28 protein-coding genes are annotated in these 24558 nt (G+C 49.3%); 13 read left to right on the top strand and 15 right to left on the bottom strand.

Going from position 1 to position 24558, the window contains the following annotated elements:
• Position 1: 1 nt before the first annotated feature.
• Entirely contained in the window at positions 2–877 is an 876-nt protein-coding gene (locus tag BTA51_RS25755; protein ID WP_094711959.1) for a carbon-nitrogen hydrolase family protein, read from the top strand.
• 61 nt (positions 878–938) lie between these two features.
• Here BTA51_RS25755 and yjgA read toward each other — a convergent pair whose 3' ends face one another.
• The 12 genes from yjgA to BTA51_RS25695 form a co-directional block, all read right to left on the bottom strand.
• Positions 939–1475 (bottom strand): ribosome biogenesis factor YjgA, encoded by a 537-nt coding sequence (gene yjgA / locus BTA51_RS25750; RefSeq protein WP_094711958.1) that lies wholly within the window; start codon positions 1473–1475, stop codon positions 939–941.
• Between the two features lie 138 nt (positions 1476–1613).
• On the bottom strand, positions 1614–2975 hold the full coding sequence (mgtE, locus tag BTA51_RS25745) for a magnesium transporter (RefSeq protein ID WP_094711957.1): 1362 nt from the start codon (positions 2973–2975) through the stop codon (positions 1614–1616).
• Positions 2976–3227: 252 nt separating this feature from the next.
• The gene (locus tag BTA51_RS25740) at positions 3228–3497 is read right to left on the bottom strand and encodes an HPr family phosphocarrier protein (RefSeq protein ID WP_094711956.1); all 270 of its coding nucleotides are present in this window, start codon (positions 3495–3497) and stop codon (positions 3228–3230) included.
• Positions 3498–3589: 92 nt separating this feature from the next.
• Positions 3590–4450, bottom strand: coding sequence for an RNase adapter RapZ (gene rapZ / locus BTA51_RS25735; RefSeq protein WP_094711955.1), 861 nt, complete (start codon positions 4448–4450; stop codon positions 3590–3592).
• A 156-nt stretch (positions 4451–4606) separates the two neighbouring features.
• Positions 4607–5071 carry a PTS IIA-like nitrogen regulatory protein PtsN gene (gene ptsN, locus BTA51_RS25730; protein ID WP_094711954.1) on the bottom strand — a complete coding sequence of 155 codons (465 nt, stop codon included), beginning with the start codon at positions 5069–5071 and terminating at the stop codon, positions 4607–4609.
• Positions 5072–5080: 9 nt separating this feature from the next.
• A complete protein-coding gene (gene hpf, locus BTA51_RS25725) occupies positions 5081–5389 on the bottom strand; it encodes a ribosome hibernation-promoting factor, HPF/YfiA family (protein WP_094711953.1) in 309 nt (102 codons plus the stop codon).
• A gap of 129 nt (positions 5390–5518) precedes the next feature.
• Complete coding sequence (locus BTA51_RS25720) at positions 5519–7021, bottom strand: RNA polymerase factor sigma-54 (RefSeq protein ID WP_094711984.1); 1503 nt, start codon at positions 7019–7021, stop codon at positions 5519–5521.
• Between the two features lie 216 nt (positions 7022–7237).
• Complete coding sequence (lptB, locus tag BTA51_RS25715; protein WP_094711952.1) at positions 7238–7963, bottom strand: LPS export ABC transporter ATP-binding protein; 726 nt, start codon at positions 7961–7963, stop codon at positions 7238–7240.
• Positions 7960–8493, bottom strand: coding sequence for a lipopolysaccharide transport periplasmic protein LptA (lptA, locus tag BTA51_RS25710; RefSeq protein ID WP_094711951.1), 534 nt, complete (start codon positions 8491–8493; stop codon positions 7960–7962). Before lptA ends, lptB begins: the two co-directional genes overlap by 4 nt.
• Positions 8477–9055, bottom strand: coding sequence for an LPS export ABC transporter periplasmic protein LptC (lptC, locus tag BTA51_RS25705; RefSeq protein WP_094711950.1), 579 nt, complete (start codon positions 9053–9055; stop codon positions 8477–8479). The genes lptA and lptC overlap by 17 nt, the downstream gene beginning before the upstream one ends.
• A 53-nt stretch (positions 9056–9108) precedes the next feature.
• Positions 9109–9660 carry an HAD family hydrolase gene (locus BTA51_RS25700; RefSeq protein WP_094711949.1) on the bottom strand — a complete coding sequence of 184 codons (552 nt, stop codon included), beginning with the start codon at positions 9658–9660 and terminating at the stop codon, positions 9109–9111.
• A gap of 18 nt (positions 9661–9678) precedes the next feature.
• On the bottom strand, positions 9679–10656 hold the full coding sequence (locus BTA51_RS25695; RefSeq protein ID WP_094711983.1) for a KpsF/GutQ family sugar-phosphate isomerase: 978 nt from the start codon (positions 10654–10656) through the stop codon (positions 9679–9681).
• Between the two features lie 279 nt (positions 10657–10935).
• On the opposite strand from BTA51_RS25695, the gene BTA51_RS25690 reads away from it, so the two are divergent.
• From BTA51_RS25690 to hisC, 10 genes are all read left to right on the top strand, one after another.
• Positions 10936–11775 carry an ATP-binding cassette domain-containing protein gene (locus BTA51_RS25690; protein WP_094711948.1) on the top strand — a complete coding sequence of 280 codons (840 nt, stop codon included), beginning with the start codon at positions 10936–10938 and terminating at the stop codon, positions 11773–11775.
• Entirely contained in the window at positions 11747–12526 is a 780-nt protein-coding gene (gene mlaE, locus BTA51_RS25685) for a lipid asymmetry maintenance ABC transporter permease subunit MlaE (RefSeq protein ID WP_094711947.1), read from the top strand. The genes BTA51_RS25690 and mlaE overlap by 29 nt, the downstream gene beginning before the upstream one ends.
• Before the next feature lie 2 nt (positions 12527–12528).
• Positions 12529–12981 carry an outer membrane lipid asymmetry maintenance protein MlaD gene (gene mlaD, locus BTA51_RS25680; RefSeq protein WP_094711946.1) on the top strand — a complete coding sequence of 151 codons (453 nt, stop codon included), beginning with the start codon at positions 12529–12531 and terminating at the stop codon, positions 12979–12981.
• 95 nt (positions 12982–13076) lie between these two features.
• Positions 13077–13724 (top strand): phospholipid-binding protein MlaC, encoded by a 648-nt coding sequence (locus BTA51_RS25675; RefSeq protein ID WP_246841196.1) that lies wholly within the window; start codon positions 13077–13079, stop codon positions 13722–13724.
• A gap of 31 nt (positions 13725–13755) precedes the next feature.
• Positions 13756–14085, top strand: a complete 330-nt coding sequence (locus tag BTA51_RS25670) for a lipid asymmetry maintenance protein MlaB (protein WP_094711944.1) — start codon at positions 13756–13758, stop codon at positions 14083–14085.
• Between the two features lie 122 nt (positions 14086–14207).
• Positions 14208–14450 (top strand): BolA family protein, encoded by a 243-nt coding sequence (locus BTA51_RS25665; protein ID WP_094711943.1) that lies wholly within the window; start codon positions 14208–14210, stop codon positions 14448–14450.
• 39 nt (positions 14451–14489) lie between these two features.
• Positions 14490–15752 (top strand): UDP-N-acetylglucosamine 1-carboxyvinyltransferase, encoded by a 1263-nt coding sequence (gene murA / locus BTA51_RS25660; RefSeq protein WP_094711942.1) that lies wholly within the window; start codon positions 14490–14492, stop codon positions 15750–15752.
• Positions 15753–15845: 93 nt separating this feature from the next.
• On the top strand, positions 15846–16475 hold the full coding sequence (hisG, locus tag BTA51_RS25655) for an ATP phosphoribosyltransferase (protein ID WP_094711941.1): 630 nt from the start codon (positions 15846–15848) through the stop codon (positions 16473–16475).
• A 115-nt stretch (positions 16476–16590) separates the two neighbouring features.
• A complete protein-coding gene (hisD, locus tag BTA51_RS25650) occupies positions 16591–17886 on the top strand; it encodes a histidinol dehydrogenase (RefSeq protein ID WP_094711940.1) in 1296 nt (431 codons plus the stop codon).
• Positions 17887–17938: 52 nt separating this feature from the next.
• Positions 17939–19033: a histidinol-phosphate transaminase gene (gene hisC, locus BTA51_RS25645; protein WP_094711939.1), complete on the top strand. Its 1095-nt coding sequence runs from the start codon at positions 17939–17941 to the stop codon at positions 19031–19033.
• A gap of 2 nt (positions 19034–19035) precedes the next feature.
• Here hisC and BTA51_RS25640 read toward each other — a convergent pair whose 3' ends face one another.
• A complete protein-coding gene (locus BTA51_RS25640; protein WP_246841195.1) occupies positions 19036–20157 on the bottom strand; it encodes a S1C family serine protease in 1122 nt (373 codons plus the stop codon).
• 237 nt (positions 20158–20394) lie between these two features.
• Here BTA51_RS25640 and BTA51_RS25635 point away from each other — a divergent pair, with 237 nt between their 5' ends.
• The gene (locus BTA51_RS25635; protein WP_094711938.1) at positions 20395–21153 is read left to right on the top strand and encodes a Nif3-like dinuclear metal center hexameric protein; all 759 of its coding nucleotides are present in this window, start codon (positions 20395–20397) and stop codon (positions 21151–21153) included.
• A 55-nt stretch (positions 21154–21208) separates the two neighbouring features.
• Here BTA51_RS25635 and BTA51_RS25630 read toward each other — a convergent pair whose 3' ends face one another.
• Entirely contained in the window at positions 21209–21694 is a 486-nt protein-coding gene (locus BTA51_RS25630) for a YhcB family protein (RefSeq protein WP_094711937.1), read from the bottom strand.
• A 257-nt stretch (positions 21695–21951) separates the two neighbouring features.
• Between BTA51_RS25630 and zapE the strand changes: the two genes are divergently transcribed.
• The gene (zapE, locus tag BTA51_RS25625) at positions 21952–23064 is read left to right on the top strand and encodes a cell division protein ZapE (protein ID WP_094711936.1); all 1113 of its coding nucleotides are present in this window, start codon (positions 21952–21954) and stop codon (positions 23062–23064) included.
• Between the two features lie 127 nt (positions 23065–23191).
• On the opposite strand, the gene BTA51_RS25620 is transcribed toward zapE, so the two are convergent.
• Entirely contained in the window at positions 23192–24373 is a 1182-nt protein-coding gene (locus BTA51_RS25620; RefSeq protein ID WP_094711935.1) for a thiolase family protein, read from the bottom strand.
• Positions 24374–24558 lie beyond the last annotated feature (185 nt).

Here is a 24558-nt window from a genome sequence, read left to right as displayed (position 1 = left end):
TATGAGTCAGAATATCGAGACAAAAGCATCAACAAGCCCTGTGGCAAGGGGTAAAGTTGCCGCAATTCAACTGGTCAGTGGTAAAGATATCGCCTTCAATCTGGAGCGGGTGGCTTATTGGGTTGGAGAGGCTGCAGCACAGGGCGTGAAGGTCGTGGTGCTGCCGGAGAACTTCTCCATGCTGGATAGCTACAGCTCGATTGAATTGGGGCGGAAAGAGTCTTCGCCCGATGGTCAGGTCAGACAGTTTTTAAGGGGGCTCGCACGTTCCCATGGGATATGGATAATTGCCGGATCTTTGCCTTGCTCCGTGCGTCCGGACGGCAGCACGGTTGAGAATCGAGTGCGGTCCGCTTGCTGGGTGATTGATGCGGACGGAAAAGAGGTCGGGCGTTACGATAAAATCCACCTTTTTGACGTTGACGTGGACGATCAGCATGGACAGTACCGTGAATCACAATGGTTTGAACCTGGAGATCGTGCTGTTGTGGTGGATACTCCGGTTGGTCGGGTTGGTTTGTCGATCTGCTATGATCTGAGGTTCCCGGAGCTATATCGTAAACTCTCTGAGTCCGGTGCTGACTGGATGGTTGTACCGGCCGCGTTTACCTATCGTACCGGTGAAGCCCACTGGGAAACTCTTCTAAGGTCGCGGGCCATTGAAAATCAAGTCTATATTGTGGCTGCCGGGCAGGGCGGGCAGCACAGCTCTACACGTACAACCTACGGACATTCCATGCTTGTTGATCCCTGGGGGAGTGTCTTGGAATGCCGCAGAGAGGCGGGTGAAGGAATGGTGGTAGGAACTATCGATCCTGACTTTGCTCATCAAGTCAGAAGTAAAATGCCGGTACTACAGCACCGGCGTGTCAAGTAAAGTTATTCTGTCTCAGGTTTAACAGGCCTTCCTTCCACTCAGGGAAAAGAGGGCCTGCGTTTCAGGCGTTCTCTTCCAGCATATCTCGGATATAGCGGTAAAGTTTTTTCGCGGCTCCCCGGTTTTTGTTTTGCTCTATGTCCTTCTGAGTATTACGAATCAAATGACGTAAATGTTGTACATCCCCACCGGGGTGTTCATCTACAAACTCTGTCAGTGCTTCGTTACCTCCCGACAACAGCTGTTCACGCCACCTTTCTGCCGAGTGATGCAAAGCGGTCTGAGTGGTAGACCCTTCCCTGAATTTATCCAGATAAGGCTGCAGTTCTTCCTCATCAACGTCGCGCATCAGCTTTCCAATATACTGAAGCTGACGGCGTTTTGCCTCGTGACTGGGGAATTTCTGGTAGTCAATCAGGGCATCTTTCAGCCTGTCTGATATGGGTAATTCGTCCAGCTGTTCCTGCCGGAGCTGGGCAAGCTCTTTGCCCAGGTCCTGTAAGGCCTGCATAGCCTTCTTCTTGCTGGTTTTGCTGGGGCCGAAGTCATATTCCTCATCGGAGTAATGGTCGTCTCCATCAGAGTGGTCAGCGTGCATGCTCTCTCTTTAATCTCTTCGTTGTAGGACAAGTTCGTGCCGATTTCACCGGCGGATTACTATTATAGTTCATTTAGACATTGGTTAATGGGAATAAAGTTAATGGGAATAAATTAGGTGTAGCTTAACGGGAATAAATCAGGCGTAGGCGATGGTGGCCAGTCCCAGGAAGGACATAAACCCCACCACATCCGTTACTGTGGTCAGAATGACGCCACCAGCCAGTGCCGGGTCCACTTTCATGGTTTTCAATATCAATGGCAGGGCGGTACCTGCCAATGCAGCGACGGTCAGGTTAATCAGCATGGCTGAGGCGATCAGGAGGCCAATTGTCATGTCGTTAAACCAGACCATGGCTGCCGTTGCGACAACAACCGCCCAGAGGGTGCCATTGAAAGCGCCCACCAGGAGCTCGCGGTTCATCAGCCAGCGAATATTGCTCGGGGCAACTTTTCCTGTCGCCATTCCTCGGATCACCAGAGTCAGTGCCTGGCTGCCGGCAATCCCGCCCATGCTGGCAACAATTGGCATCAGTACTGCCAGTGCGACGACTTTCGCGATGGTTTCCTCAAAAATACCGATGACGGCAGAGGCCAGGAAGGCTGTGATCAGATTTATTCCGAGCCAGACAGCCCGACTTTTAGCGGTCTTCATGATGGGGGCAAACATGTCCTCTTCTTCGTCCAGACCCGCCATGCTCATGATTTCGTGATCGGCATCTTCCCGAATAACGTCAACCACATCGTCGATGGTGATTCTTCCCAGCAGGCGACCGCTTGAATCAATAACTGGAGCAGAAACCAGGTCGTGGCGTTCGAAGAGCAAGGCGACTTCCCGATCGGACAGGGTTGCTGGAATACCATCGACATCTGTACGCATGATCTCACGAACAGTTGAGCTGAGGCTGGACACCAGCAAGGTTGTAACCGGTAATACCCCAATGAACATATCTTTCCGATTGACCACTACCAGACTGTCGGTCATGTTTGGAAGGCTTTTATGGCTACGCAGGTAGCGAAGTACCACGTCCACGGTAATGTCAGGGCGCACCGTGACCATGTCTGTATTCATTAAGCCGCCGGCCGAATCCTCCGGATAAGACAGAACCTCTTCCAGACGCTGCCGGTCCTGGCTGTCCATAGAATCCAGTACTTCGCTGATGACGGCTTCAGGAAGTTGTTGGAGAAGGTCGGCAAGATCGTCAACCTCAAAGTCCTCGGCAATGTCGATAACATCCTGAGCATTCATTTCACTGAGGAAGTCAGAGCGGATCTCGTCGCTCAGATACTGAAGAACTTCGCCTTCCAGTTCATCGTCTACCAGTTGCCAAAGTAGCTTACGTTCTTTAGGAGGGGAGGACTCCAGCAGGTGTGCGATATCGCTGGGAGAAAGGCCGCTGTTCAGAATGCGGGTGACCTGTTGCAGAGAACCGCTTTCCAGCGCCTCTGAAAGAGATCGCATTCTGATTTTGGTGGAGTTTTTCTCAGCGGTTTGCGACATCGTGATTGTCCGGGCTTGGGTTACATCCTTTGGGGCGTATGCCAGGAAAGCTTGTTCGCCTTGTCAACCATGCCCAGAATCAGGCTTAACACCAAGTGAAGGTCGAAAATGCGGACACAGTATAAATTAGCTGTATCTAAAGTGTAAGTTATGAACTTGAATAAGGTAAGTAAAATCAGTGAATTGACTGATTTTATTCATGTGGATTGTGAATCGCTCGCTTGCTTAGGGTTATCTGGAAGGCTTCCTGCCTTATTCTCCTTCTCCAAAATAATCGTCAATCAGTGACTTTATCGCGTCGTAGGCTTCCTGTTCATCCGGCCCATCTATGTGCAATTCCAATTCTGTGCCTTTGCTGGCTGCCAGCATCATAACTGCCATAATACTCTTACCATCAACCTGTTGGCTCCCCTTGGAAACTTTCACCATGCTGGAGAAACGTCCCGTTGTGCCAACAAACTTGGCTGCTGCTCTGGCGTGAAGGCCTAACTTGTTAATAATCGTAACTTTTTCCTGGATCATGCTTTATTTGCAACAAACTGGTTAGCAGTCAAAACAGGTTTAGACCTGTCAGGTTTATTTAAGGGGTATCTGGGTGGTCGGTTCAATGGTGATTACTGGGCCAACTCCTTATGGCGAACCTGGACGTTATCATATTTCTGTCGAAAATGTTCCGCCAACTGTTCGCTGATGAAAACTGAGCGATGGTGTCCCCCTGTACATCCTACACTCACAGTCATATAAGTTCGGTTACTGTTTTGAAAGCGAGGTATCCAGGTTTCCAGGAAAGATACAATGTCCTGCACCATCTGGCCACTTTCAGGATGCTTTTTCAGAAACTCTATGATTTCAGGATCTGTCCCCCTGAAACTTCTAAGACTGGTGTCCCAATAAGGGTTGGGCAAGCATCTGACATCGAAAACGAAGTCTGAATCCGAAGGTACTCCATGCTTGAAACCAAACGACTGGAACAGCAGTGCCAGTTCCTGGCCTGTCCGCCCCAATACTCGAAGCTTTACCTGATCGCGCAGCTGATAAAGTGACAGGTCGCTGGTATCAATATACAGATTGGAGAGAGAGGCGATAGGTTCCAGTAAGGCTTTTTCCTGTTGTATCGCTTCCTTCAGGGATACGCTCTTACTGCTGAGGGGATGCTTGCGTCGAGTGGCATGAAACCGTTTAAGCAGCGTTTCGTCCTTTGCATCCAGGTAGATGACTTCAATATCCACCTCTTCAGACTGCAGTCGTTTATATATGTGAGGGAAATCACCCAATTCTCTGTACAGGTTTCGGGCGTCAATGCTGACGGCAATCTTGTCAGCATGGCCTGCGCCTTCGTAGAGGGCTTCTTTGGTGAGAGGTCCTAGCAGGCCGATCGGAAGATTGTCTATGCAGTAGTAGCCCATGTCTTCCAAAACATGTAACGCAGTACTTTTTCCCGATCCGGAGCGGCCGCTCACAATAATCAGCTTCATTGCCTGTCCTGTTGCTGAAGACGTATGAAATTTCAAATGGTCTATGTATTTATATCAGCTCCCTGCCGATCTGTGGAGGGGCTGATGATAATTCTTTGACTGAGTCTACCCGTGAGAGTTTTCTTAACGATGACAGGAGGTTATTGCTGGAGTCTGTCAACTGCCCATGGCAATCTCAAATAGTCCCTGGTCATCTTCACAGTTTCTCAGTTTTTCACAGTAGCTACGGTCATTGAACTTTTGTGCCAGCTGGCTCAAAAGGTCAAGATGTTCACTTGTTGCTTCTTGAGGAACTATGAGTACGAACAGCAGGTCTACTGGCTCATTGTCGATAGCGTCAAAGGGAATTTTTTCCTTCAGTGTGATCAGTGCACCGATCACTCTGTCGCAGTTTTCCAGTCGGCAGTGGGGGATAGCTATTCCCTGGCCGATTCCTGTGCTGCCAAGTCTTTCGCGACAAATTAAATTGGTAAACAGGGCATTTTCGTCGAGAAAGGGATAATGCTGGGCAACCAGTTGGGCTATAAATTCCAGAACTTTCTTTTTGGAAGAGCCCGCGACCTGACAGCGGGTCAGGGCGGGCGAAATGATCGATTCGATCGTAATGGCGTTATCAGTCATATAATCAATTTATCGTGCAGATGCACCGTGTGCGCGATCTACATTCTTTTCTTTGTATTTCAATATCTGTCGGTCGAGTTTATCTACGAGGCCATCTATTGAGGCGTACATATCTTCATGTTCAGCATTGGCATGGATGTCGGCTCCACTGAGATGCAGTGTTGCTTCGGCAATCTGACGCTGCTTTTGAATTGAAAGCGTGACTTGGACATTGCTGATGTTGTCGACATGTCGCTCGAGCTTGTCAAACTTGCTCTTGACGTATTCTTTCAGTGGCTCAGTCAGTTCGACATGATGTCCGGTAATATTCATTTGCATATGTAGCTCCTAATGCCAAGATAGGGTGCATTACGATCTTTGCACTTCCATGAAAATACTATCACATCCAGGATGTGGCCAATTGACGTGGATCTATTTGATAACCTCCTTCAGGCGTTATTTCAGACATTAAATCAGTCGCTTACGTTCGTTGGAAGGTGGAATGGACAGGGCCTCCCGATATTTGGCGATGGTCCTGCGTGCCACATTAATTCCCTGTTCTCCCAGTAAAGCAGCAATTTTACTGTCGCTCAATGGCTTTTTAGGGGATTCGGCCGCCACCAACTTTTTGATAATAGCCCGAATTGCCGTAGACGAACACTCGCCTCCGGAATCTGTGCTGACATGGCTGGAGAAAAAGTACTTCAGCTCAAACACACCTCTTGGTGTGTGCATATATTTCTGTGTGGTAACCCGGGAGATTGTTGATTCATGCATCTCAACAGCTTCTGCGATGTCGTGCAAAACCAACGGCTTCATCGCTTCTTCTCCGTAATCCAGAAATCCTTGCTGATGTTCGACAATTTGTGACGCAACTTTCAGCAGGGTTTCGTTCCGGCTTTGCAGACTTTTGATAAACCAACGGGCCTCCTGAAGCTGGTCACGCAGGTAGGTGTTATCGGCGCTGCTGTCAGCACGCTTTACCAGAGAGGCGTAGCCGGGGTTAACCCTGATACGGGGAGAAATTTCCGGGTTAAGCTCGACCAGCCAGCGTCCGTTGGTCTTTCGAACCATGACGTCGGGGACCACGTATTCTGTTTCGCTCTCCTGGATGCTTTGGCCAGGTTTGGGGTTTAAACCCTGAATCAGTTTGAGTACATGGCGAAGGTCTTCTTCTTTCAACCTGCTGCGGCGCATCAACTGAGCGTAGTCGCGGTTGCCCAGCAGGTTGATGTAGTGGCTTACCACCAGCTTGGCCTGGCCAAGCCATGGAGTATCCTTGGGTAGCTGGTTGAGTTGGTTCAGGAGACACTCCTGCAGGGTGTTGGTTGCAACACCAGGAGGATCGAACTGCTGCACCCGTTTTAAAACAGCCTGTACCTCGTCGAGTTCAATGCCTTCCTCGCCCTCTGTTTCGAGACCGCTGTGAATTTCCTCCGCGGTAAGGGTCAGGTAGCCATCGGGACTGACCGCATCGACTATGGCGATAGCGATAACCCTGTCGGTGTCCGACATCGGGGTCAGGTTAAGCTGCCAAAGCAGGTGGTCCTGCAGCGTTTCGCCTTTGCTATTTCTGGATTCAAAATCAAATTCATCATCCTCCGACCCGCTGCTGTAGCTGGTGTTGCTGCCCTGGTAGACGTCATCCCAGGCGGTGTCGACTGGCAGATCATTGGGAATTGATTCGTTCCAGTTATCGTCCTCTGAATAAGATGGTTCTTCGCTGGACGACGCGCTTTCAGATGCAGATTCCTTGGCATTGGCAACCAAACGCTCGGTAATCTCATCATTTTGAGGATTGCTGCTGGGCTCGTCGTCCTCGTTCACCTCAAGCATGGGGTTGGATTCAAGCGCCTGCTGAATTTCCTGTTGCAGATCTAGCGTTGAGAGCTGCAGTAATTTGATTGCTTGTTGCAGTTGAGGCGTCATGGTCAATTGTTGACCAAGCTTCAGCTGCAATGATGTTTTCATAACCATCTAATGCTAACCACCAAAATAGGCACAGATTTTGTATCACTTTCTATTATAAATAAACAAGTTCTGCAATGGCCGATTTGGTATTAATTGAAAAATCATTGTGAGTGTTCTTTTTTTGTACAGATCAAGTCTGTACTTCTCTATATTTTTTACAGGGTTACATCTTTTTCCGGCTCATACCAGAGTGCCAGTAGTCAGAATGTATTCCCGTTAAAGCTTGAATCGGTCTCCCAGATATACCTCCCGCACTTTCTGGTTTTCCAGAATCTCTGCGGGGCTGCCGCTGGCGATGATGTATCCTTCACTTACAATATAGGCGCGTTCACAAATATCCAAGGTCTCGCGAACATTGTGATCAGTAATGAGTACACCAATGCCCCGAGTTTTCAGGTGTTCAATGATCTGCTTGATATCATTTACTGAGATTGGATCAACACCTGCAAAAGGCTCATCCAGAAGGACAAAATCCGGCTCCGTTGCCAAGGCCCGAGCAATCTCCACTCGACGGCGTTCGCCGCCTGACAGGCTCATGCCCAGGCTTTTACGGATATGGGTGATGTGGAACTCCTGCAACAACTCTTCCATTTTGTGCTTGCGGTCCTTGCGACTCAGGTCGTGTCTGGTTTCCAGGATAGCGTAGATATTTTCTTCTACCGTGAGTTTGCGAAATACCGAAGCCTCCTGCGGCAGGTATCCAATACCCTTACGTGCCCGCCCATGCATGGGCAGGGTAGTAATGTCCTGATTATCAATAAATATGGCACCATTATCACAAGGTATCAAACCCACGACCATGTAGAAGCATGTTGTCTTACCCGCCCCGTTAGGTCCAAGTAATCCAACAATTTCACCGCTATTGATTTCCACGCTGACATCTTTGACGACAGGCCGCTTTTTGTAAGCCTTGGCCAGATTACGGGCAGATAACACGGTCATTGCGGGTTTGCCTTAGGCGGTTGATAAATGATCTCAACCCTGCCGGTATCCTCTCCACTTGAAGCTGACTCTGCGGTCACCAGACGCTTGACCGTGTCATATATGATTTCTTCACCCTGGAAGGAACTGCTGGGTTGCTCCAGGCGGGCGTTCTGTTTGAGGGTTACCCGATTTTCATCACGCTCATATCGAATTTCCCGTGCATATGCCTGAGTGACCACGTCTGTCTCTGGATCGTACTGAACCAGATGGGCAGGCTCACCGCTGGCAAAAAAACTCTTAATGCCGTTGCTGTCAGATACAAGAATAACTTTTGCGGCTTCCAGGCGGGACTTGCCTTGGGTAATGATGACATTGCCTGTATAAGTTGACTTGCCTGCTATGTCATCCAGTTCTGCCCGATCGGCCTGGATCTTGATCGGTTCATCACTGCTACTGCTCAGATTGATCGCGTAGCTTAAGGGGGACAATAGACTCAAGGCCAGCATCAGGTAAAACAGCAGGGCATGGCGCTTACTTGGGTTGTACATATTGGCCTTTTACCTTGGAAAGAAGAATGATTTTTTTCTGTGCAATGTCGGCCGTCATGCCGACAGCTGTAATCTCGCTGGTATCGGACGTAATCTTAACTGGTTGATCGGTATCGATAAAGCCGGACTTGTTCGCATAATTCAGCTTTTCTGTATGCATGGAAAACTTTTCTCCCTTGCGATCGGTACCCTGAATCTGGACATTACCCATCAGGACAACATGGTCCTTCTGTACGTCAAATTGTCCTTCGCTGGACTTTGCTGTCCAGCTGGGTTCGCCTTCCTGGTAGAGTTGCAGGTTTGGGTTTGTCAGCAGGCCAATGTTGGTCTGTGGGAAATGCTTGGCCCGTTCGCTGCGTAGCACGCTCTCCAGATTGCCACGTTCATCGTAGGTTCTGTATTCGGCTCCGGTGACAAAGGCATCCGGTTCATCGTCGAGCATCGGTTCTTCCTGAAACAGGCTCACTGGTGTATTTGGCGTGAGGATAGAATAGAGAACGATCCCCGAAATGATTAAAGCGCCTATCACCAGTTTAATGTTGTTTTTTAATGCCTGTTTCATTGCGGGTGTGGATCTCCTTCTACGTCGCGGCTGTCTGTCTATTCCAGGGGGAACTAAAGGTAAGCCTCAAGAGTGGATTCCAGTCTGCCTTTTGCATGCAGGATGATATCGCAAACCTCTCTGACTGCACCTTTTCCACCTTTAGACTGAGTGCAATGGTCAGCATGTTGCCGAACAAACCAGTGCGCGTTAGGTACGGTAAATCCTACGGCGCAATGCCTGATGGCGCTGAGATCAGGCAGGTCATCCCCCATATAGGCACAATCGGCGGGCTCCAGTTTTAGCTCTCCGCATAGTTCCAGGAGTGCCGTTTTTTTGTCTTCCCGCCCCTGTGCAATGTGTTTTATACCTAGATTTGCAGCTCTTCTTGCTGTGAGAGGAGAGGTGCGCCCGGTAATGATGGCGACAGTGACTCCGTTATCCTGCAGCAGCTTGATGCCAAGGCCGTCGAGGATGGAAAAACCTTTTACTTCATCTCCATCAGCACTGAAAAAGAGCGTGCCATCGCTCAGTATTCCGTCGACGTCGAGAGCCAGGAGTTTGATGTGCTTCAGTTTATCCAACAGGTCTTGCGACAGTCTGTCCAGGTTCAGGTCGTTTTCCATCAGTCAAATTTCTCTCTATCAAATTACGCCGGCGCGGAGCATGTCCTGCATATTAAAGGCGCCTATGACTTCGCCGCTTTCCGTTACGACAGGCATGGCGCCAATGGCTTTTTGTTGCATTTGTGACAAAGCTTCTGCGGCTAGCGTGTCTTTAGAGACCGATTTGAACTGTTTTGTCATAACCTCATCAATCAGGCAGTTGTGCACATCTATCGCCTTATCCAGTGAGCGGCGCAAATCACCGTCAGTGAATATACCGCATACTTTATTGTCGGCATCTACCACGCAAGTCATTCCCAATCCCTTTTGGGTCATTTCCAATAATGAATTGCTGAGGGTCTCGCCACTTCTGACAATAGGTATCTGATCTCCGGAGTGCATGATGTCGGACACTTTTAAAAGCAGTCGTCGACCAAGTGCGCCACCCGGGTGAGAGAAGGCAAAGTCTTCCGCAGAGAATCCGCGGGCTTCCAGTAGAGCTATTGCCAGAGCGTCCCCCAGGACGAGGCTGGCAGTAGTGCTGGAGGTTGGCGCCAGACCTAGCGGGCAGGCTTCTGAGGCGACACTCACATCCAGATTCACATCAGCCATCTGGGACATGGTGGAATTCGGATTTCCGGTCATGCTGATCAAGGGCGCATTCATTCGCTTGATCAGGGGTAAGATGGTTACTACTTCAGCAGTGTTGCCGGAATTGGACAATGCCAGGACAACATCCTTTGGGGTGATCATCCCCAGGTCACCGTGGCTGGCTTCGCCCGGATGAACAAAGAATGAGGGGGTTCCCGTGGAAGCCAGAGTCGCGGCTATTTTGGTTCCGATATGTCCGGATTTGCCCATGCCGGTAACAACCACCCGGCCTTCGCAGGATAGGATCAGGTCACAGGCCTTGACAAAGTTTTCGTCCACTCGATGCTTCAGGGCGGTTACAGATTCGGCTTCAATTTCAATGGTGCGTATGGCAGCCTTGATGTATTCGTGGCTATGGTCTGTCATTCCAACGATTAGTCCCATTTGAATGGCTGGATAGATAACAAGTTGCCCGTTAGGCTTTTGTTCAGGTTGGTCCGGTATTATAGAGCGCATGGAACCGGCTGCAACTGAAAGCTCGTTAACACTTTTAACTGGTTTTACCCTGGCGGCTGCCTTTTTATAAACGATCTGGTATATTCCGCGCTTTAAGTTGGCGCTGCTAACTTTGCCCTGCGGCCAGGAACAGCCTGCGGGTTGTCCAATGCGCATGGGGTCTTCTGGCTTCATATATTTGAGGAATGCATGAATCAGGCATCCGACAACTATGTCGAAATAAGGGGAATGTCGTTTTCCCGCGGTGATCGGTTGATTTTTGATAATGTTGATATCGATGTACCCAAGGGCAAAATCACGACAATTATGGGCCCCAGTGGCACAGGTAAAACCACCTTGCTCAAATTGATCGGAGGCCAATTGAGGCCGGAGCAGGGTCGGATTAAGGTTAATGGTCAGGAAGTCACCCGATTGAAACGGAAAGAGTTGTACCTCTTACGTGAACGCATGGGGATGCTGTTTCAGTCCGGTGCATTATTTTCTGATTTGACGGTTTTTGAAAATGTCGCCTTTCCCTTGAGAGTGCATACCCAGCTACCCGAGGAAATGATCCGGGATCTGGTGCTTATGAAGCTCCAGGCCGTAGGATTGCGGGGAGCCAGGGACCTGATGCCCAGCGAACTCTCGGGAGGCATGGCGCGGAGGGCTGCGCTGGCCAGAACAATCGCGCTTGACCCCGAAATGGTGATGTACGACGAGCCTTTTACAGGACAGGATCCCATTGCGATGGGAGTCATTGTGCAGTTAATCCGATTGTTGAATGATGCCTTGGGGCTCACGAGTATTGTCGTCTCTCACGACATTCAGGAATCACTCAGTATTACAGATCATCTATGTATTATTGCCGATGGAAAAGTGATGGGGCAGGGTACGCCTGAACAGTTGAAGCAGGAAGGAAGTGCGTTTGTGAAACAGTTTCTCAATGGTCTGCCGGACGGCCCTGTGCCATTCCACTACCCGGCCCGGGATTATGGCGCTGATCTGTTGCAAGGAGACCAGGATGCTGGATTTTCTGCAGCGAACAGGTAAGAAAGGGCTGCTATCGGTCGCTTCTCTGGGGCGGGCAGGGTTGTTTCTGGTCCGTTCATTGACGGGTGTTCCCGGATGGAAAGGTGTGCCGCTGTTTATCAAGCAGCTCCACTCCATCGGTGTGTTGTCCTTGGTGATTATCATTGTCAGTGGGCTGTTTATCGGAATGGTATTGGGGCTTCAGGGATATAACATCCTGGTCGATTACGGTTCCGAGCAGGCTATCGGGCAGATGATTGCACTGACTCTGGTGCGCGAGTTAGGGCCTGTGGTCACTGCATTATTGTTCGCTGGTCGTGCCGGTTCAGCGTTGACGGCTGAAATTGGTTTGATGAAAGCCACGGAGCAACTTTCCAGCCTGGAGATGATGGGGGTGGATCCGCTTAAGCAGATTGTGGCGCCGCGTCTGGCTGCCGGATTTGTCGCGATGCCTTTGCTGGCCATGATATTCAGTGTTGTCGGCGTATGGGGCGGCATGATGGTCGGTGTCGACTGGCTTGGGGTGTATGAAGGTTCTTTCTGGGGCAATATGCAATCTGCCGTAGATTTCCAGGAAGATGTGCTTAACGGAGTTGTCAAAAGTGTTGTGTTTGGCGTGGTGTGTACCTGGATAGCTGTATTTCAGGGATACGATTCTGTGCCGACATCCGAGGGGATCAGTGCTGCCACGACAAAAACGGTGGTGTACTCCTCACTTGCTGTACTGGGATTAGATTTTATTTTGACTGCAGTCATGTTTGGAGATTTTTAGATATGCGATTGCGCACAATGGAAATATCGGTGGGGCTATTCATTATGGCGGGTATCGCTGCCTTGTTCCTGCTGGCGCTGGAAGTCAGTGGGCTCTCACTGCGACCTACCGAGAAGACTTACAAACTGTATGCAGAATTTAACGATGTTGGTGGTCTAAGAGTTCGCGGAAAAGTGTCTTTGGCGGGGGTTACTATTGGTCGGGTCAGCAATATCTATCTCGATGGTCGTTCCATTAAAGCCGTGGTGGAAATGGATATCGACGCCAATGTGGACTATTTGAGTAAGGACAGCATTGCCGTAGTAAGTACCGCAGGTTTGTTGGGTGAGAAGTATATCAACGTATCCATTGGTGGTGATGAAGACGCTCTGGAGCCAGGAGACTTTTTTGATAGTACTCAGAGCGCACTGAATCTGGAGAAACTGATCAGTGATTTCGCCACCAGCAAGTTATAACTACGCATTCATGAACTTTTTATGATGAGTTAGAGTCATAACAGGCGTCCTCAATTCATGGGAATCGTTTTTTGGAATTGCATATGAAGCAAGCAATGAGCAAATTTAGTTTGGTCATCATGTTGTTGGTGGCATTTTGTGCGCGGGCTGACATCGCTGGAGAGGTGAGGAAGACCGTCGAAGACAGTACTGAGTTCCTTGTTAATAAGCTGGAAAAGGAGCGCGGGACTTATGATGAAGATCCCGAAAAATTCTATGCCGTCATGGAGTCTGCTTTGTCTGACTCTGTTGATTTTCGTCGGATTGCCGCGCGGGTGATGGGGCGATACCGTCGAGAGGCGACAAAGGATCAGAAGAATGCCTTTGTGGAAGCGTTCAAAAAGAGCTTGTTTAACGCCTATGGAAAAACTCTGGTTGAAAGTGGTGATTTTACCATCAGTGTGCTAACTGCCGACGTTAATCCCAGAGATGAAGAGCGTGCCACAGTAGATCTGGAGGTCACGACGGCTACCGGGAGCAAGTACCCTGTAATATATGCCATGTATAAAAACACTGATCTCCAAAAGTGGCTGCTGGAAAACGTCATTGTCAACGGTGTCAATGTTGGTTTGGCATTCAGGGACCGCTTTGAACAGCAGTATGCTCAATACAATGGCAATATTGATCAGGTTGTATCCAACTGGTCCAGCCACTTGGATGAGGATGAAGTTAAAAATGGCGCTAAAGAAGAGGATCAGCAGTAAATGGTTGCCATAGCCAGAGGAGTTGCCTGATATGCCTGACTACCAGGTCTCCTGGGATGCTGATGCCTCCAGCCATGAAGGTGGCAGGTTATCCTTGTCCGGGCACATTGATTTCGATAACTGTGTCGATGTAATGCATGAGGGGGAGTGCTATTTGTCCAATGGCGCCCGCTCTGAAAAGAAGGTCAGTATTGATGTTTCCGGTGTGGAGAATGCTCATAGTGTACTGCTATCGGTTTTGTTGCGCTGGATTGCTTTTACTGAGAAAAATCACATTGAAGTGGGAGTCACCGGATTGTCTGGCAAGATGTTTGAAGTTGCCCGTGTGAGCGGCATTGATACAGTGCTTCCTATTCAATAAGCTCATTAATTCCTTTCCAATAATCCCATTAATTCATTTCATACAGCGGATTAATTTGGGTGCCATGCCCGCAATAGGGTAGAATTGCGCGCCTGTAAAAAATTCCTTTGAGGTTGTATCGAATGTCGCCTGAAGAGCTGCAAACAATTCTGCAAGAGAAACTTCCAGACTGTGATGTACAGGTATCCGGAGACGGCTATCACTATGAAGTGGTTGCCGTTGGCGAACGGTTTGCGGGGCTTTCTCCTGTCAAAAAACAGCAGGCAGTATACGGTTGTATTAATGATTTGATTGTTGATGGTACTGTTCATGCGGTGTCAATCAAAACCTATACGCCGTCAGAATGGTCTGAAATCAATCAATAATTCCGGGATCTCCGGGATCATGACAACCAGGTAAAACGCATGGACAAATTACTGATCAATGGCGGTAAGCCACTGAGCGGGGAAATCCGTATATCCGGCGCTAAAAATGCTGCCTTGCCAATTCTAGCTGCCACGCTCCTGGCCGATGAGCCGGTTACTGTTGGCAACCTGCCGCACCTGAATGACATTACCACGATGATCGAATTGTTGGGTCGTATGGGGGTGGAATTACTCATTGATGAAAAAATGAGTATTGAAGTGCGCGCTAACACCATAAAACATCTGACGGCACCCTACGAGCTGGTGAAGACCATGCGCGCATCCATACTGGTGTTGGGGCCGATGGTCGCCCACTTTGGGCAGGCTGAAGTGTCGCTTCCCGGCGGATGTGCGATTGGAAGCAGGCCGGTGGATCTTCATATCCGGGGACTGGAAGCCATGGGGGCGGAAGTCGTTGTTGAAGGTGGGTATATCAAGGCGAAGGTTGATGGTCGACTGAAAGGTGCGCATATCTACATGGATACAGTCACCGTTACCGGGACTGAAAACATCCTGATGGCTGCGACTCTGGCGGATGGTAAGACCATTATCGAAAATGCTGCCCGTGAGCCTGAGGTCATCGACCTGGCTGAGTGTCTGATTAAAATGGGCGCCGATATTAAAGGTCATGGTTCTTCCACGATCGAAATTAATGGGGTCAAACGACTGCACGGCTGTCACTATGATGTGCTCCCTGATCGAGTTGAAACAGGTACCTATCTTGTGGCTGCAGCTGCTACACGAGGGCGCGTCAAACTGAAGGACACTCGTGAAGATTTGCTTGAGGCAGTATTGCTGAAATTGGAAGAAGCAGGAGCCCATATCAATACCGGAAGCAACTGGATAGAGCTTGATATGAAAGGGAATGCACCCAAAGCGGTTAGTATTCGTACCGCTCCATATCCTGCGTTTCCAACCGATATGCAAGCCCAGTTCGTGACTTTGAATGCTGTCGCAGAAGGCACTGGTGCGGTGACTGAAACAGTGTTTGAAAATAGATTTATGCATGTGCATGAGTTGATCCGGATGGGAGCGAAGATTCGTCTGGAAGGCAATACTGCCATTACTGAAGGGGTTCCAATACTGGCGGGTGCGCCGGTAATGGCGACAGACTTAAGAGCCTCTGCAAGTCTGGTCATCGCCGGACTGGTTGCTACTGGTGACACCGTTGTGGATCGTATTTATCATATCGACCGCGGCTACGAGTGCATTGAAGAAAAGGTGCAGTTGTTGGGTGGTAAGATCAGGCGTTTGCCAGGGTAACCGCTAAATTACCGCAAGGGTGTTGTGGGCTATAGCTCGCTCACCCGTCAAATTCTGGGGACGTAAGCTCCCCCGCAATAGTTGAAACGGGTCATGAATTCAAATATTACGATTGCGTTGTCCAAAGGTAGAATTCTCGACGACACCTTGCCTTTACTGGCGGCTGCCGGAATTGAGCCGGAAGAGGATTTAAAGAAAAGCCGTAAGCTCATATTTGGAACCAACAAAGAGAACGTCAAGTTGGTCGTTTTGCGGGCGACTGATGTGCCGACATATGTTCAACACGGCGTCGCCGATCTGGGTGTGGCAGGAAAAGATGTTCTGATGGAACATGGTTCCGAAGGCCTTCATGAGCCTTTAGATCTGAAAATCGCTACATGTCGATTGATGACCGCCGCGATAAAAGGTGCTGAACCAAAAACCGGGCGAATCAAAGTCGCTACAAAATTTGTGAATATCGCCAAGCGATATTACGCCGGCCGTGGTATTCAGGCTGACATCATTAAGTTATACGGTGGAATGGAACTGGCTCCCTTGATGGGGTTGGCCGATGAAATCGTTGATATTGTGGATACCGGTAATACGCTGAAGGCAAACGGCTTGGAAGCTCGAGATCTTATTTGTCATGTCAGCTCCCGACTGATCGCTAATAGTGCTTCAATGAAAATGAAGCATAAGTTGATCCAGCCAATTGTTGATTTGATCGCTGAAGCGGTTGAGTGAGGCTGAGACCTTGTAAGGGCGAACCTTCGTGTTCGCCTGGATTCATTTGAAGTGAATGTAAAGGTCAGCCTCTAGAAAATTAAAGCTGTTGATTAAAAAAAACCAGGAATCTCAAATGCGTGAACTCGATACTCGTCAAACTGACTTTCAGCAAGAGCTGAAAAATCTATTGGCTTTTGAAGAAGAGGCTAACGCTAATGTGAATCATGCGGTGGAAGATATCCTGGGGCATGTCAGGCGGCGTGGTGATGAAGCTGTTGTGGAGTATACCAATCGCTTTGACAGAATGGCTGTTTCGTCCATGGCTGATTTACAGATATCCCGTGATAGGCTGCAGGCGGCTCTGGAATCATTGCCAGCCAAAGAGCAGGAGGCTCTGCGTGAAGCCGCACAGCGGATAAGGGATTATCATGACAGGCAGGCCCAGACTTCCTGGCAATACACGGAAGCAGACGGTACTGTTCTTGGTCAGAAAGTGACTCCGCTGGATCGTGTCGGTATTTATGTGCCTGGAGGGAAAGCCGCTTATCCTTCTTCTGTCCTGATGAACGCTATACCGGCCAAGGTCGCCGGGGTAGGTGAAATTATCATGACAGTGCCCACTCCGGGAGGCGAAGTGAATTCACTGGTGTTGGCTGCTGCCGCTGTCGCAGGGGTGGATCAGGTGTTCACGATTGGTGGGGCGCAAGCTGTCGGTGCTTTGGCATATGGAACTGAGTCTGTTCCCAGAGTCGATAAAATTGTGGGGCCGGGAAATATCTACGTGGCAACCGCCAAGCGGATTGTGTTTGGGGCGGTAGGTATCGATATGATTGCCGGACCCTCGGAAATATGTGTAGTGTGCGATGGTAAGACTGACCCTGATTGGATTGCCATGGACCTGTTTTCCCAGGCGGAGCATGACCAGGATGCTCAATCGATCCTGATTTCTACCGATGAGAATTATCTGGAGTCAGTAAAAGCCTCTGTGGAAAAACTGCTGCCTGAAATGGAGCGGCGTGACATTATCGACGCCAGCCTTTCAGCCCGGGGTGCATTGATAAAGGTCAGGGATCTGGACGAAGCGGTTGAGGTCGTTAATCAGATTGCTCCTGAACACTTGGAGTTATCCGTCGAGAATCCTGAGTCCTTACTATCTGGTATTCGCCATGCCGGTGCCATCTTTATGGGGCGTTATACCGCTGAAGCGTTGGGAGACTATTGTGCTGGACCCAATCACGTGCTGCCTACGTCAGGTACCGCCCGGTTTTCCAGTCCGTTAGGTGTATATGACTTCCAGAAACGGTCATCCATCATACACTTTTCTGCAGAGGGTGCGTCTCAGGTGGGAAGAACTGCATCTGTTCTGGCTCGCGGAGAAGGGCTGACAGCGCATGCCAGATCGGCCGAGTATCGCATCATCGAAGATTAAGACCGGGTTCAACAGTAATTGCAGAATAATTTTGTTTATTTGAGGCTACATCATGAGTAATGAAAGCAGAGTGGAACGTTGGGTAAGGCCGGAAATTCGGGCAATCTCTGCTTATCATGTAGCCTCTTCAGTCGGTATGCTGAAAATGGATGCGATGGAAAATCCGTATGACTTTCCTGAATCCCTGAAAGGCGATGTTAGTGGTGCTTTGAGTTCCGCCGCAATTAACCGTTATCCGGATCCCGAAGCATCCAAGATTAAAGCTGCATTGAAATCATTGTACGGGCTGAATGAGTCCGTCGACATATTGTTCGGTAATGGTTCAGACGAAATCATTCAGATTCTCGCAATGGTAATGGGTGGTCCCGGACGTACAATCCTGTCACTGGAACCCAGCTTTGTGATGTACAAAATGATCGCGACCTTTACTGGTAGTGAGTATGTTGGGGTTCCGCTCAGTAGTGACTACTCGATCGATATTGAGGCAACCGTTGCAGCCATTGAGCAGCACAAGCCGTCATTGGTATTTATTGCTCAGCCGAATAACCCAACGGGAAACCTGTTTTCCGACAAGGCCTTGAAGGCGATTGTTGAGGCTTCTCCAGGGGTGGTCATCATTGATGAGGCCTATACTGCGTTTACCGATGCAGACTATATGTCCTGGCTGAACGACTATGAGCATGTATTGATCATGAGGACTTTTTCCAAGGTTGGGCTGGCAGGTCTTCGCTTTGGCATGCTATATGGGGCACCGGTCTGGATTGAGCAATTCAATAAGGTGAGGCTGCCCTATAATATCAACAGCCTTACTCAGTCTGTCGCTTTGAACGCGCTGCAAAACTTTGATTTGCTCCTGGAGCAAACTGAACAGTTACGCCGGGATCGTGAAAGTCTCTACAATGCGTTGTCGGAGTATACGTCCTTCAAAGTGTTTCCCAGCGAAGCGAATTTTATTTTGGTGAGGCTTCCGCACTCTGCTAAGAAAGTTTTTGAAGGGCTGAAGGAGCAGGGCGTACTGATCAAGTGCCTTGATGGCTCTCATCCGATGCTATCCGAATGTCTGAGGTTCACCGTTGGAACGCAGGATGAGAATGGCCGGTTGCTGCAGGCTTTGAAATCTGTGACGGGCTCTTTAGGATTGGCGTAAACTCAATGCTCTTCGGGTCGACTGGCCGCAATAGGTTTCACTTCCAGTAAAGCTCCCCGACGGAAAACGGTCAGGGATATCGAGGTTCCTGGCCGAGTCATGGCCACGGCCTGTTGTCCTTGTGTGGCGGAAGCGACTACTTTTCCATTGATTTTTAAAAGCACGTCTCCAGGTTTTAGTCCTGCCTCTTCAGCAGGGCTCCCGTCATGTATGCCTGTTACCAGCATTCCATTTGTATTCCCCAGACCGAAGAAATCGGCTTCATAAGGAGTCAGGGCGTGCATCTCCACGCCGAGGTAACCTCTGATAACTTTGCCGCTGCGAATAAGCTCTCCCGCGATTCTCAGAGCTACTTCTGCAGGAATGGCAAAGCTGATTCCCTGATAAGTGCCATCAGTAGAAAACACAGCTGTAACGATACCAATCAGCTCCCCGTTGGGGTTCACTAGCGCGCCGCCTGAGCTGCCAGGATTGATGGCTACATCGGTCTGGATATAGTTCTCGATATTGGCTAATCCTAAATTACTTCTGCCGAGCCCACTGACGATCCCTTGTGTCACCGCCTGACCCACACCGTAAGCGTTACCTATTGCCAACACAACATCTCCGGGTTTGGGCTGGGCTCCGCTTGTCTTGATCGGGCGCCCCATGCCGGGTGATGTGGAGGCTTCTGTGTCGGCGATCAGATCTGCTGGTATCTGTATAATTGCAAGATCACTGTCTGGGTCTTCGGCGACAATGGTAGCCGGAGAAGTCTTACCGCTTGCCAGGCTTACACGGATTTTGTCTGTCATCCGGACCACATGATAGTTGGTCAGAATGTGTCCGGATTTATCAATGATGACACCAGAGCCTAAACGGGGGGCTGATTGTTCAGGTTTCTTCAGACGCTCGCCATAACCGGAGAAAAGAGGGTTATTCCAGAGTCCTTTGTCATCTACTTCTGAAGATTGACTGTAAATGCTGACGACAGAGGGAGCGGCATTTTCTACAGCCTTGGCATAGCTGAAACCTGATACAGGTGAAGAATGGGTTTGACGGTAAAGGTTCCATGTCAGATAGGTTAGCGCGATCAACAGCCCGATGATGATGGATATGAGAATACGGGTGCTGCTTTTTTGCATATTGGCCATCTGATGGAGAGTATTGGAAAGTTAATAGTTAAGGCTAATGGCTCAGGCTTGGTTCTTCTTTAAAAACAACATATTGCCAAGTCAGATAATAGAGGAAAAATGATCTGGAGGCACGAATCGTTTTTTCGTTTACGATATTGCATGCCGTTGCTTGTGGATACAGGCAAGTTTGCCATAATGACCAAAGATTTTGCTAGATACTGATATAAGTGGTGTGGGAGGAAAGAATTGGTTCAACGCGAGGTGCTTTTAAACAGACTAAATGAGTGGCTGCAACCTGAATTGGTCCGGGACTATTGTCCCAACGGGCTCCAGGTGGAAGGTCGGAACGAAATCAAAAGAATTTTATGCGGAGTTACGGCTACTCAGGCTTTGGTTGATCGAGCAGTTGAAGTCAATGCTGATGCCGTTCTTGTGCACCATGGTTATTTCTGGAAATCAGAAAACCCCTCAATTGTGGGAATGAAAAAACGCCGGTTAGCGACACTGCTGGCAAATGATGTCAATTTGATAGCCTACCATTTGCCTTTGGATATTCATCCGGAATTTGGCAATAACGCAGGCCTGGCTAAGAAACTTGGACTGATCGTTGAGGGGCAACATACTGCCGCAGGAACACCCAATCTTCTCTGGTATGGAAAGCTACCCAATCCTATGACGGTTTCTCAATTAAACGAGCATGTGAGTCATTGTTTAAGTCGGGCACCTTTGATTGTCTCTGGAGGGCGGGAAAATCTGGAAACTGTTGCCTGGTGTACAGGAGGTGCCCAAGGTTTTATTGATAATGCTGCAGACCTTGGCGTGGATGTGTATATCAGTGGGGAAATTTCAGAACAAACAACTCACAGTGCCCGAGAACAGGCGGTCACCTATGTGGCGGCTGGGCATCATGCAACTGAGCGCTACGGTGTGCAGTTGTTGGGGGAGGCTATTCGCGAAGAGTTTGGTATTGTTGTCGATTACTTTGAGTTGAGCAATCCGGCTTAAAATCCGTCGGCAGCAAGGAGAAAAGCCCCTTGCTGCCATAATGTCCCAAAGAAAACTATTCGGTGCTGGCTTTGTCTTTTTTGGGAGAGGATGGGTCAGAAGATTGGAAGCCGAAGTCTTCTGCCAGAGTTCCTTTCTCCTTGGGATTACTCTTAGGGGCATAGTCCCGGGGGGGATCAAACAGCTCGGTCTGATATCTCTCATTTTTCGATAGCTTCTCTGTACGAAGCGGTTTGCTGGGAGCTGCAGATGCTACCAGTGATTTGAACTCTGTGTCGCTACACAGGCGCTCAGCTCCCACTGCCAGATGATTAAATATTTCCCGATAATTGGCATTCAGCCGACCCAGCATTTCTGCTGTTCGGGTAAAATGCTCAGTGACCTCGGCTTGATAGCGCATGTGCTGGTCCTGCAGTTGATCCATTTGGCTTTCCAGCCGTCTGTTCTTAGCGCTTTCTGAATGCAGAAGCTTATGCAGAAGAATGCCTATCCCGGTGCCGATCAAAAATGCGATAGCCGCAATTACGATAGTAGAACCCATATACTGTTTCGCTCAATCAAGCTGTTCAATCCAAATTCAGGTCAAGTATACCGACTTTACTCGGGCTATTTCCACGCCGCGCTGGTAGCTTTTGGTCGCAAGTGGGATATCCCGATGCCGTTAAATCCTTAAGTTACGTATAATTTAGCGATGCTGTGGCCAATATTCTGCGAAATAGGCAAAATATGGTCGCTTTTGGGTAACGGGCAAACTCTGGAAAAAATTGTAAAAAACCTTTGTGGTGAGGTGTGTAAGTAGTGACAACTCCACTGGAGAAGTATCGAAGAGATCTGGAAAGAGCCGACTTCAGTTATGATGCGGCCCAGGAAATGGCGGTCAAGAAGCTGCAGGATCTATTTGAAAGACTGATAAAGTCTGAAGAAGAGCAGAAATCCAAGGGCTCACTGGCCAGGCTGGCTAGTAAAGTTACGTGGAAAAAGAAGAAATCGATTCCAGAACGAGGGCTTTATTTCTGGGGCGGAGTAGGGCGCGGTAAAACCTATTTGATGGATACCTTTTATGAAAGCCTGCCCTTTGAAAGAAAAATGCGGGTCCATTTTCATCGATTCATGCAGAAAGTCCATCAGGAGCTTAAGGCGCTGAAAGGGGAGAAAAATCCTCTGGAGTTAGTGGCTGACCGATTCAGCCAGGAGGCCAGGATTATCTGCTTTGATGAGTTTTTTGTGACGGATATCGGCGATGCCATGATCCTGGGAACTTTGATGGAAGCGTTGTTTTCACGAGGCGTTTCGCTGGTATGCACCTCCAATATTGTTCCTGACGGCCTGTATAAGGACGGTTTGCAGCGGCAGCGTTTTTTGCCTGCGATTGCATTGCTGAACGAGCATACGGAAGTCATCAATGTCGATGGTGGTACGGATTATCGTCTACGTTCGTTAGAACAGGCCGAGTTGTATCATTTTCCGTTGGACGGTCAGGCTAACGCCAGTCTTGAAAAAAGTTATCAGAACCTGGCACTTGAAGATGGTAGTCATGGCATTCAGCTTGAGGTGAACGGCCGACGTTTGAATGCTGTCAAACGAGCAGAAGATGTTGTCTGGTTTGAATTCCGGGAGCTTTGCGACGGTCCCAGAAGCCAGAATGACTATATAGAGCTTGCCCGTGAATTTCATGCTGTGCTGGTGAGCAATGTCCCTGTATTTAAAGCGGATATTGAAGATCAGGCACGCCGATTTATCAATCTGGTTGATGAATTTTATGATCGACGGGTAAAGATGATTATTTCGGCAGAAGCTGCCATCCATGAGATTTATCGGGGAGAGCGTTTGAAGTTCGAGTTTGAAAGAACTGAGAGTCGTCTCCTTGAAATGCAATCCAGGGAATATCTGGCGTCACCGCATAGACCGTAGTATTGAAGTCTACTCAGTTCAGGTGGCTAGCTGTCCTCAGGAATAGGTGACGAGTCGTATATTTAAGAAAAGGCAACATGAGAACCGAGGCGGATCAACCGCCTCGGTATATAGTCCTAAAGGCCGCTTAGGGTAGTTCGATGGCGACAGCCGTGGCTTCTCCGCCACCGATACAGAGGGCTGCTACACCTTTTTTCTTGCTCTGATTTTTCAGCGCGTGCATGAGGGTGACAATCAGGCGGGAGCCTGTCGATCCTACCGGATGTCCTTGGGCGCATGCGCCTCCGTAAACATTGACCTTATCCATGTCCAGCCCCAGCTCCTGAACTGCCAGCATGGTTACCATGGCAAAGGCTTCGTTGATTTCGTATAGATCAACTTCGTCCTTTGTCCAGCCTGCTTTATCCAATACTTTCTGTATAGCGCCGATCGGTGCAATGGTGAATTCTTCAGGTGCCTGAGAGTTAGTGCTATGAGCAACAATCCGGGCCATGACATTGAGCCCTCGGCGCTCAGCCTCCTCTGCGCTCATTAACACCAGAGCGGAGGCTCCATCTGAAATAGAGCTGGAATTGGCGGCGGTAATTGTACCGTCTTTCTGGAAGGCCGGACGTAGAGTGGGGATTTTATCCAGCTTGGCGTTACCGGGCTGTTCATCGTGCTCAATAGTCACTTCGCCTTTTCTGGAAGAGACAGTTACGGGAACGGTTTCGTCCTTGAACAGTCCCTTCTCAATGGCATCCTGAGCGCGTGTCAGGGAGCGAATGGCAAATTCGTCCATCTGCTCGCGGGAGATCTTATAGCGATCCGCCACTTCCTGGGCAAAGGACCCCATCAGACGGCCGCTTTTGGCATCTTCCAAGCCATCGAGGAACATGTGATCCTTGACTTCTCCGTGCCCCATGCGATATCCAAAGCGGGCTTTTTCAAGGATATAAGGTGCGTTGGACATACTCTCCATGCCGCCTGCGACCATGACATTATTGGTTCCTGCCTTGATGAGGTCATGGGCCAACATGGTGGCTTTCATGCCGGAGCCGCAAAGTTTGTTGACTGTCGTTGCGCCTGTGGTATTGGGGATACCTGCATCCAGCATGGCCTGGCGGGCAGGGCCCTGCTTGAGTCCTGCTGGAAGGACGCAGCCCATAATGACTTCTTCGATATCCGAAGGGGCTAGTTGGGCTTTTTCTATGGCGGCGGATATGGCAATGGTGCCAAGCTCAACGGCTGTCATGGAGCTTAGTGCTCCCTGGAATCCACCCATTGGGGTCCGAGCCCCCGAAACAATAACAACATCTGTTGCTTTCATGACCTTCCTCTCATTGCTCTCTTATTTCGATTGTTATTTCCGCAAATTTAAACGGTTGTTTGCCTAGTTTACCAAGCTTTATCTCTGGCCGGTATTAACGTCGTAATGTTGTCCGGAAATTCATACGATCAGTTACGCAAAGTTTCTTATTTATTCGTGACTTGCGTTTTTTTCATCAGGCATTG

Source organism: Hahella sp. CCB-MM4, from assembly GCF_002260525.1.
Classification (GTDB): domain Bacteria; phylum Pseudomonadota; class Gammaproteobacteria; order Pseudomonadales; family Oleiphilaceae; genus Hahella.
The sequence above is the reverse complement of the archived record's forward strand: the minus strand, read 5'-3'. Positions and strand labels throughout refer to the sequence as shown.

Excerpts from the sequence above, each read along its gene's own strand:
- BTA51_RS25695 (WP_094711983.1), bottom strand. The coding sequence starts at position 10,656 with ATGACAGACCATAGCCACGAATACATCAAGGCTGCCATACGCACCATT.
- mgtE (WP_094711957.1), bottom strand. The coding sequence starts at position 2,975 with ATGTCGCAAACCGCTGAGAAAAACTCCACCAAAATCAGAATGCGATCT.
- BTA51_RS25620 (WP_094711935.1), bottom strand. The coding sequence starts at position 24,373 with ATGAAAGCAACAGATGTTGTTATTGTTTCGGGGGCTCGGACCCCAATG.
- BTA51_RS25700 (WP_094711949.1), bottom strand. The coding sequence starts at position 9,660 with ATGGAAAACGACCTGAACCTGGACAGACTGTCGCAAGACCTGTTGGAT.
- ptsN (WP_094711954.1), bottom strand. The coding sequence starts at position 5,071 with ATGACTGATAACGCCATTACGATCGAATCGATCATTTCGCCCGCCCTG.
- rapZ (WP_094711955.1), bottom strand. The coding sequence starts at position 4,450 with ATGAAGCTGATTATTGTGAGCGGCCGCTCCGGATCGGGAAAAAGTACT.
- BTA51_RS25670 (WP_094711944.1), top strand. The coding sequence starts at position 13,756 with ATGCCTGACTACCAGGTCTCCTGGGATGCTGATGCCTCCAGCCATGAA.
- BTA51_RS25630 (WP_094711937.1), bottom strand. The coding sequence starts at position 21,694 with ATGGGTTCTACTATCGTAATTGCGGCTATCGCATTTTTGATCGGCACC.
- hisG (WP_094711941.1), top strand. The coding sequence starts at position 15,846 with ATGAATTCAAATATTACGATTGCGTTGTCCAAAGGTAGAATTCTCGAC.
- hisD (WP_094711940.1), top strand. The coding sequence starts at position 16,591 with ATGCGTGAACTCGATACTCGTCAAACTGACTTTCAGCAAGAGCTGAAA.
- hpf (WP_094711953.1), bottom strand. The coding sequence starts at position 5,389 with ATGCAAATGAATATTACCGGACATCATGTCGAACTGACTGAGCCACTG.
- yjgA (WP_094711958.1), bottom strand. The coding sequence starts at position 1,475 with ATGCACGCTGACCACTCTGATGGAGACGACCATTACTCCGATGAGGAA.
- lptA (WP_094711951.1), bottom strand. The coding sequence starts at position 8,493 with ATGTACAACCCAAGTAAGCGCCATGCCCTGCTGTTTTACCTGATGCTG.
- BTA51_RS25665 (WP_094711943.1), top strand. The coding sequence starts at position 14,208 with ATGTCGCCTGAAGAGCTGCAAACAATTCTGCAAGAGAAACTTCCAGAC.
- BTA51_RS25675 (WP_246841196.1), top strand. The coding sequence starts at position 13,077 with ATGAGCAAATTTAGTTTGGTCATCATGTTGTTGGTGGCATTTTGTGCG.
- BTA51_RS25640 (WP_246841195.1), bottom strand. The coding sequence starts at position 20,157 with ATGCAAAAAAGCAGCACCCGTATTCTCATATCCATCATCATCGGGCTG.
- BTA51_RS25690 (WP_094711948.1), top strand. The coding sequence starts at position 10,936 with ATGAATCAGGCATCCGACAACTATGTCGAAATAAGGGGAATGTCGTTT.
- murA (WP_094711942.1), top strand. The coding sequence starts at position 14,490 with ATGGACAAATTACTGATCAATGGCGGTAAGCCACTGAGCGGGGAAATC.
- mlaD (WP_094711946.1), top strand. The coding sequence starts at position 12,529 with ATGCGATTGCGCACAATGGAAATATCGGTGGGGCTATTCATTATGGCG.
- hisC (WP_094711939.1), top strand. The coding sequence starts at position 17,939 with ATGAGTAATGAAAGCAGAGTGGAACGTTGGGTAAGGCCGGAAATTCGG.
- BTA51_RS25720 (WP_094711984.1), bottom strand. The coding sequence starts at position 7,021 with ATGAAAACATCATTGCAGCTGAAGCTTGGTCAACAATTGACCATGACG.
- mlaE (WP_094711947.1), top strand. The coding sequence starts at position 11,747 with ATGCTGGATTTTCTGCAGCGAACAGGTAAGAAAGGGCTGCTATCGGTC.
- lptC (WP_094711950.1), bottom strand. The coding sequence starts at position 9,055 with ATGAAACAGGCATTAAAAAACAACATTAAACTGGTGATAGGCGCTTTA.
- BTA51_RS25740 (WP_094711956.1), bottom strand. The coding sequence starts at position 3,497 with ATGATCCAGGAAAAAGTTACGATTATTAACAAGTTAGGCCTTCACGCC.
- lptB (WP_094711952.1), bottom strand. The coding sequence starts at position 7,963 with ATGACCGTGTTATCTGCCCGTAATCTGGCCAAGGCTTACAAAAAGCGG.
- BTA51_RS25755 (WP_094711959.1), top strand. The coding sequence starts at position 2 with ATGAGTCAGAATATCGAGACAAAAGCATCAACAAGCCCTGTGGCAAGG.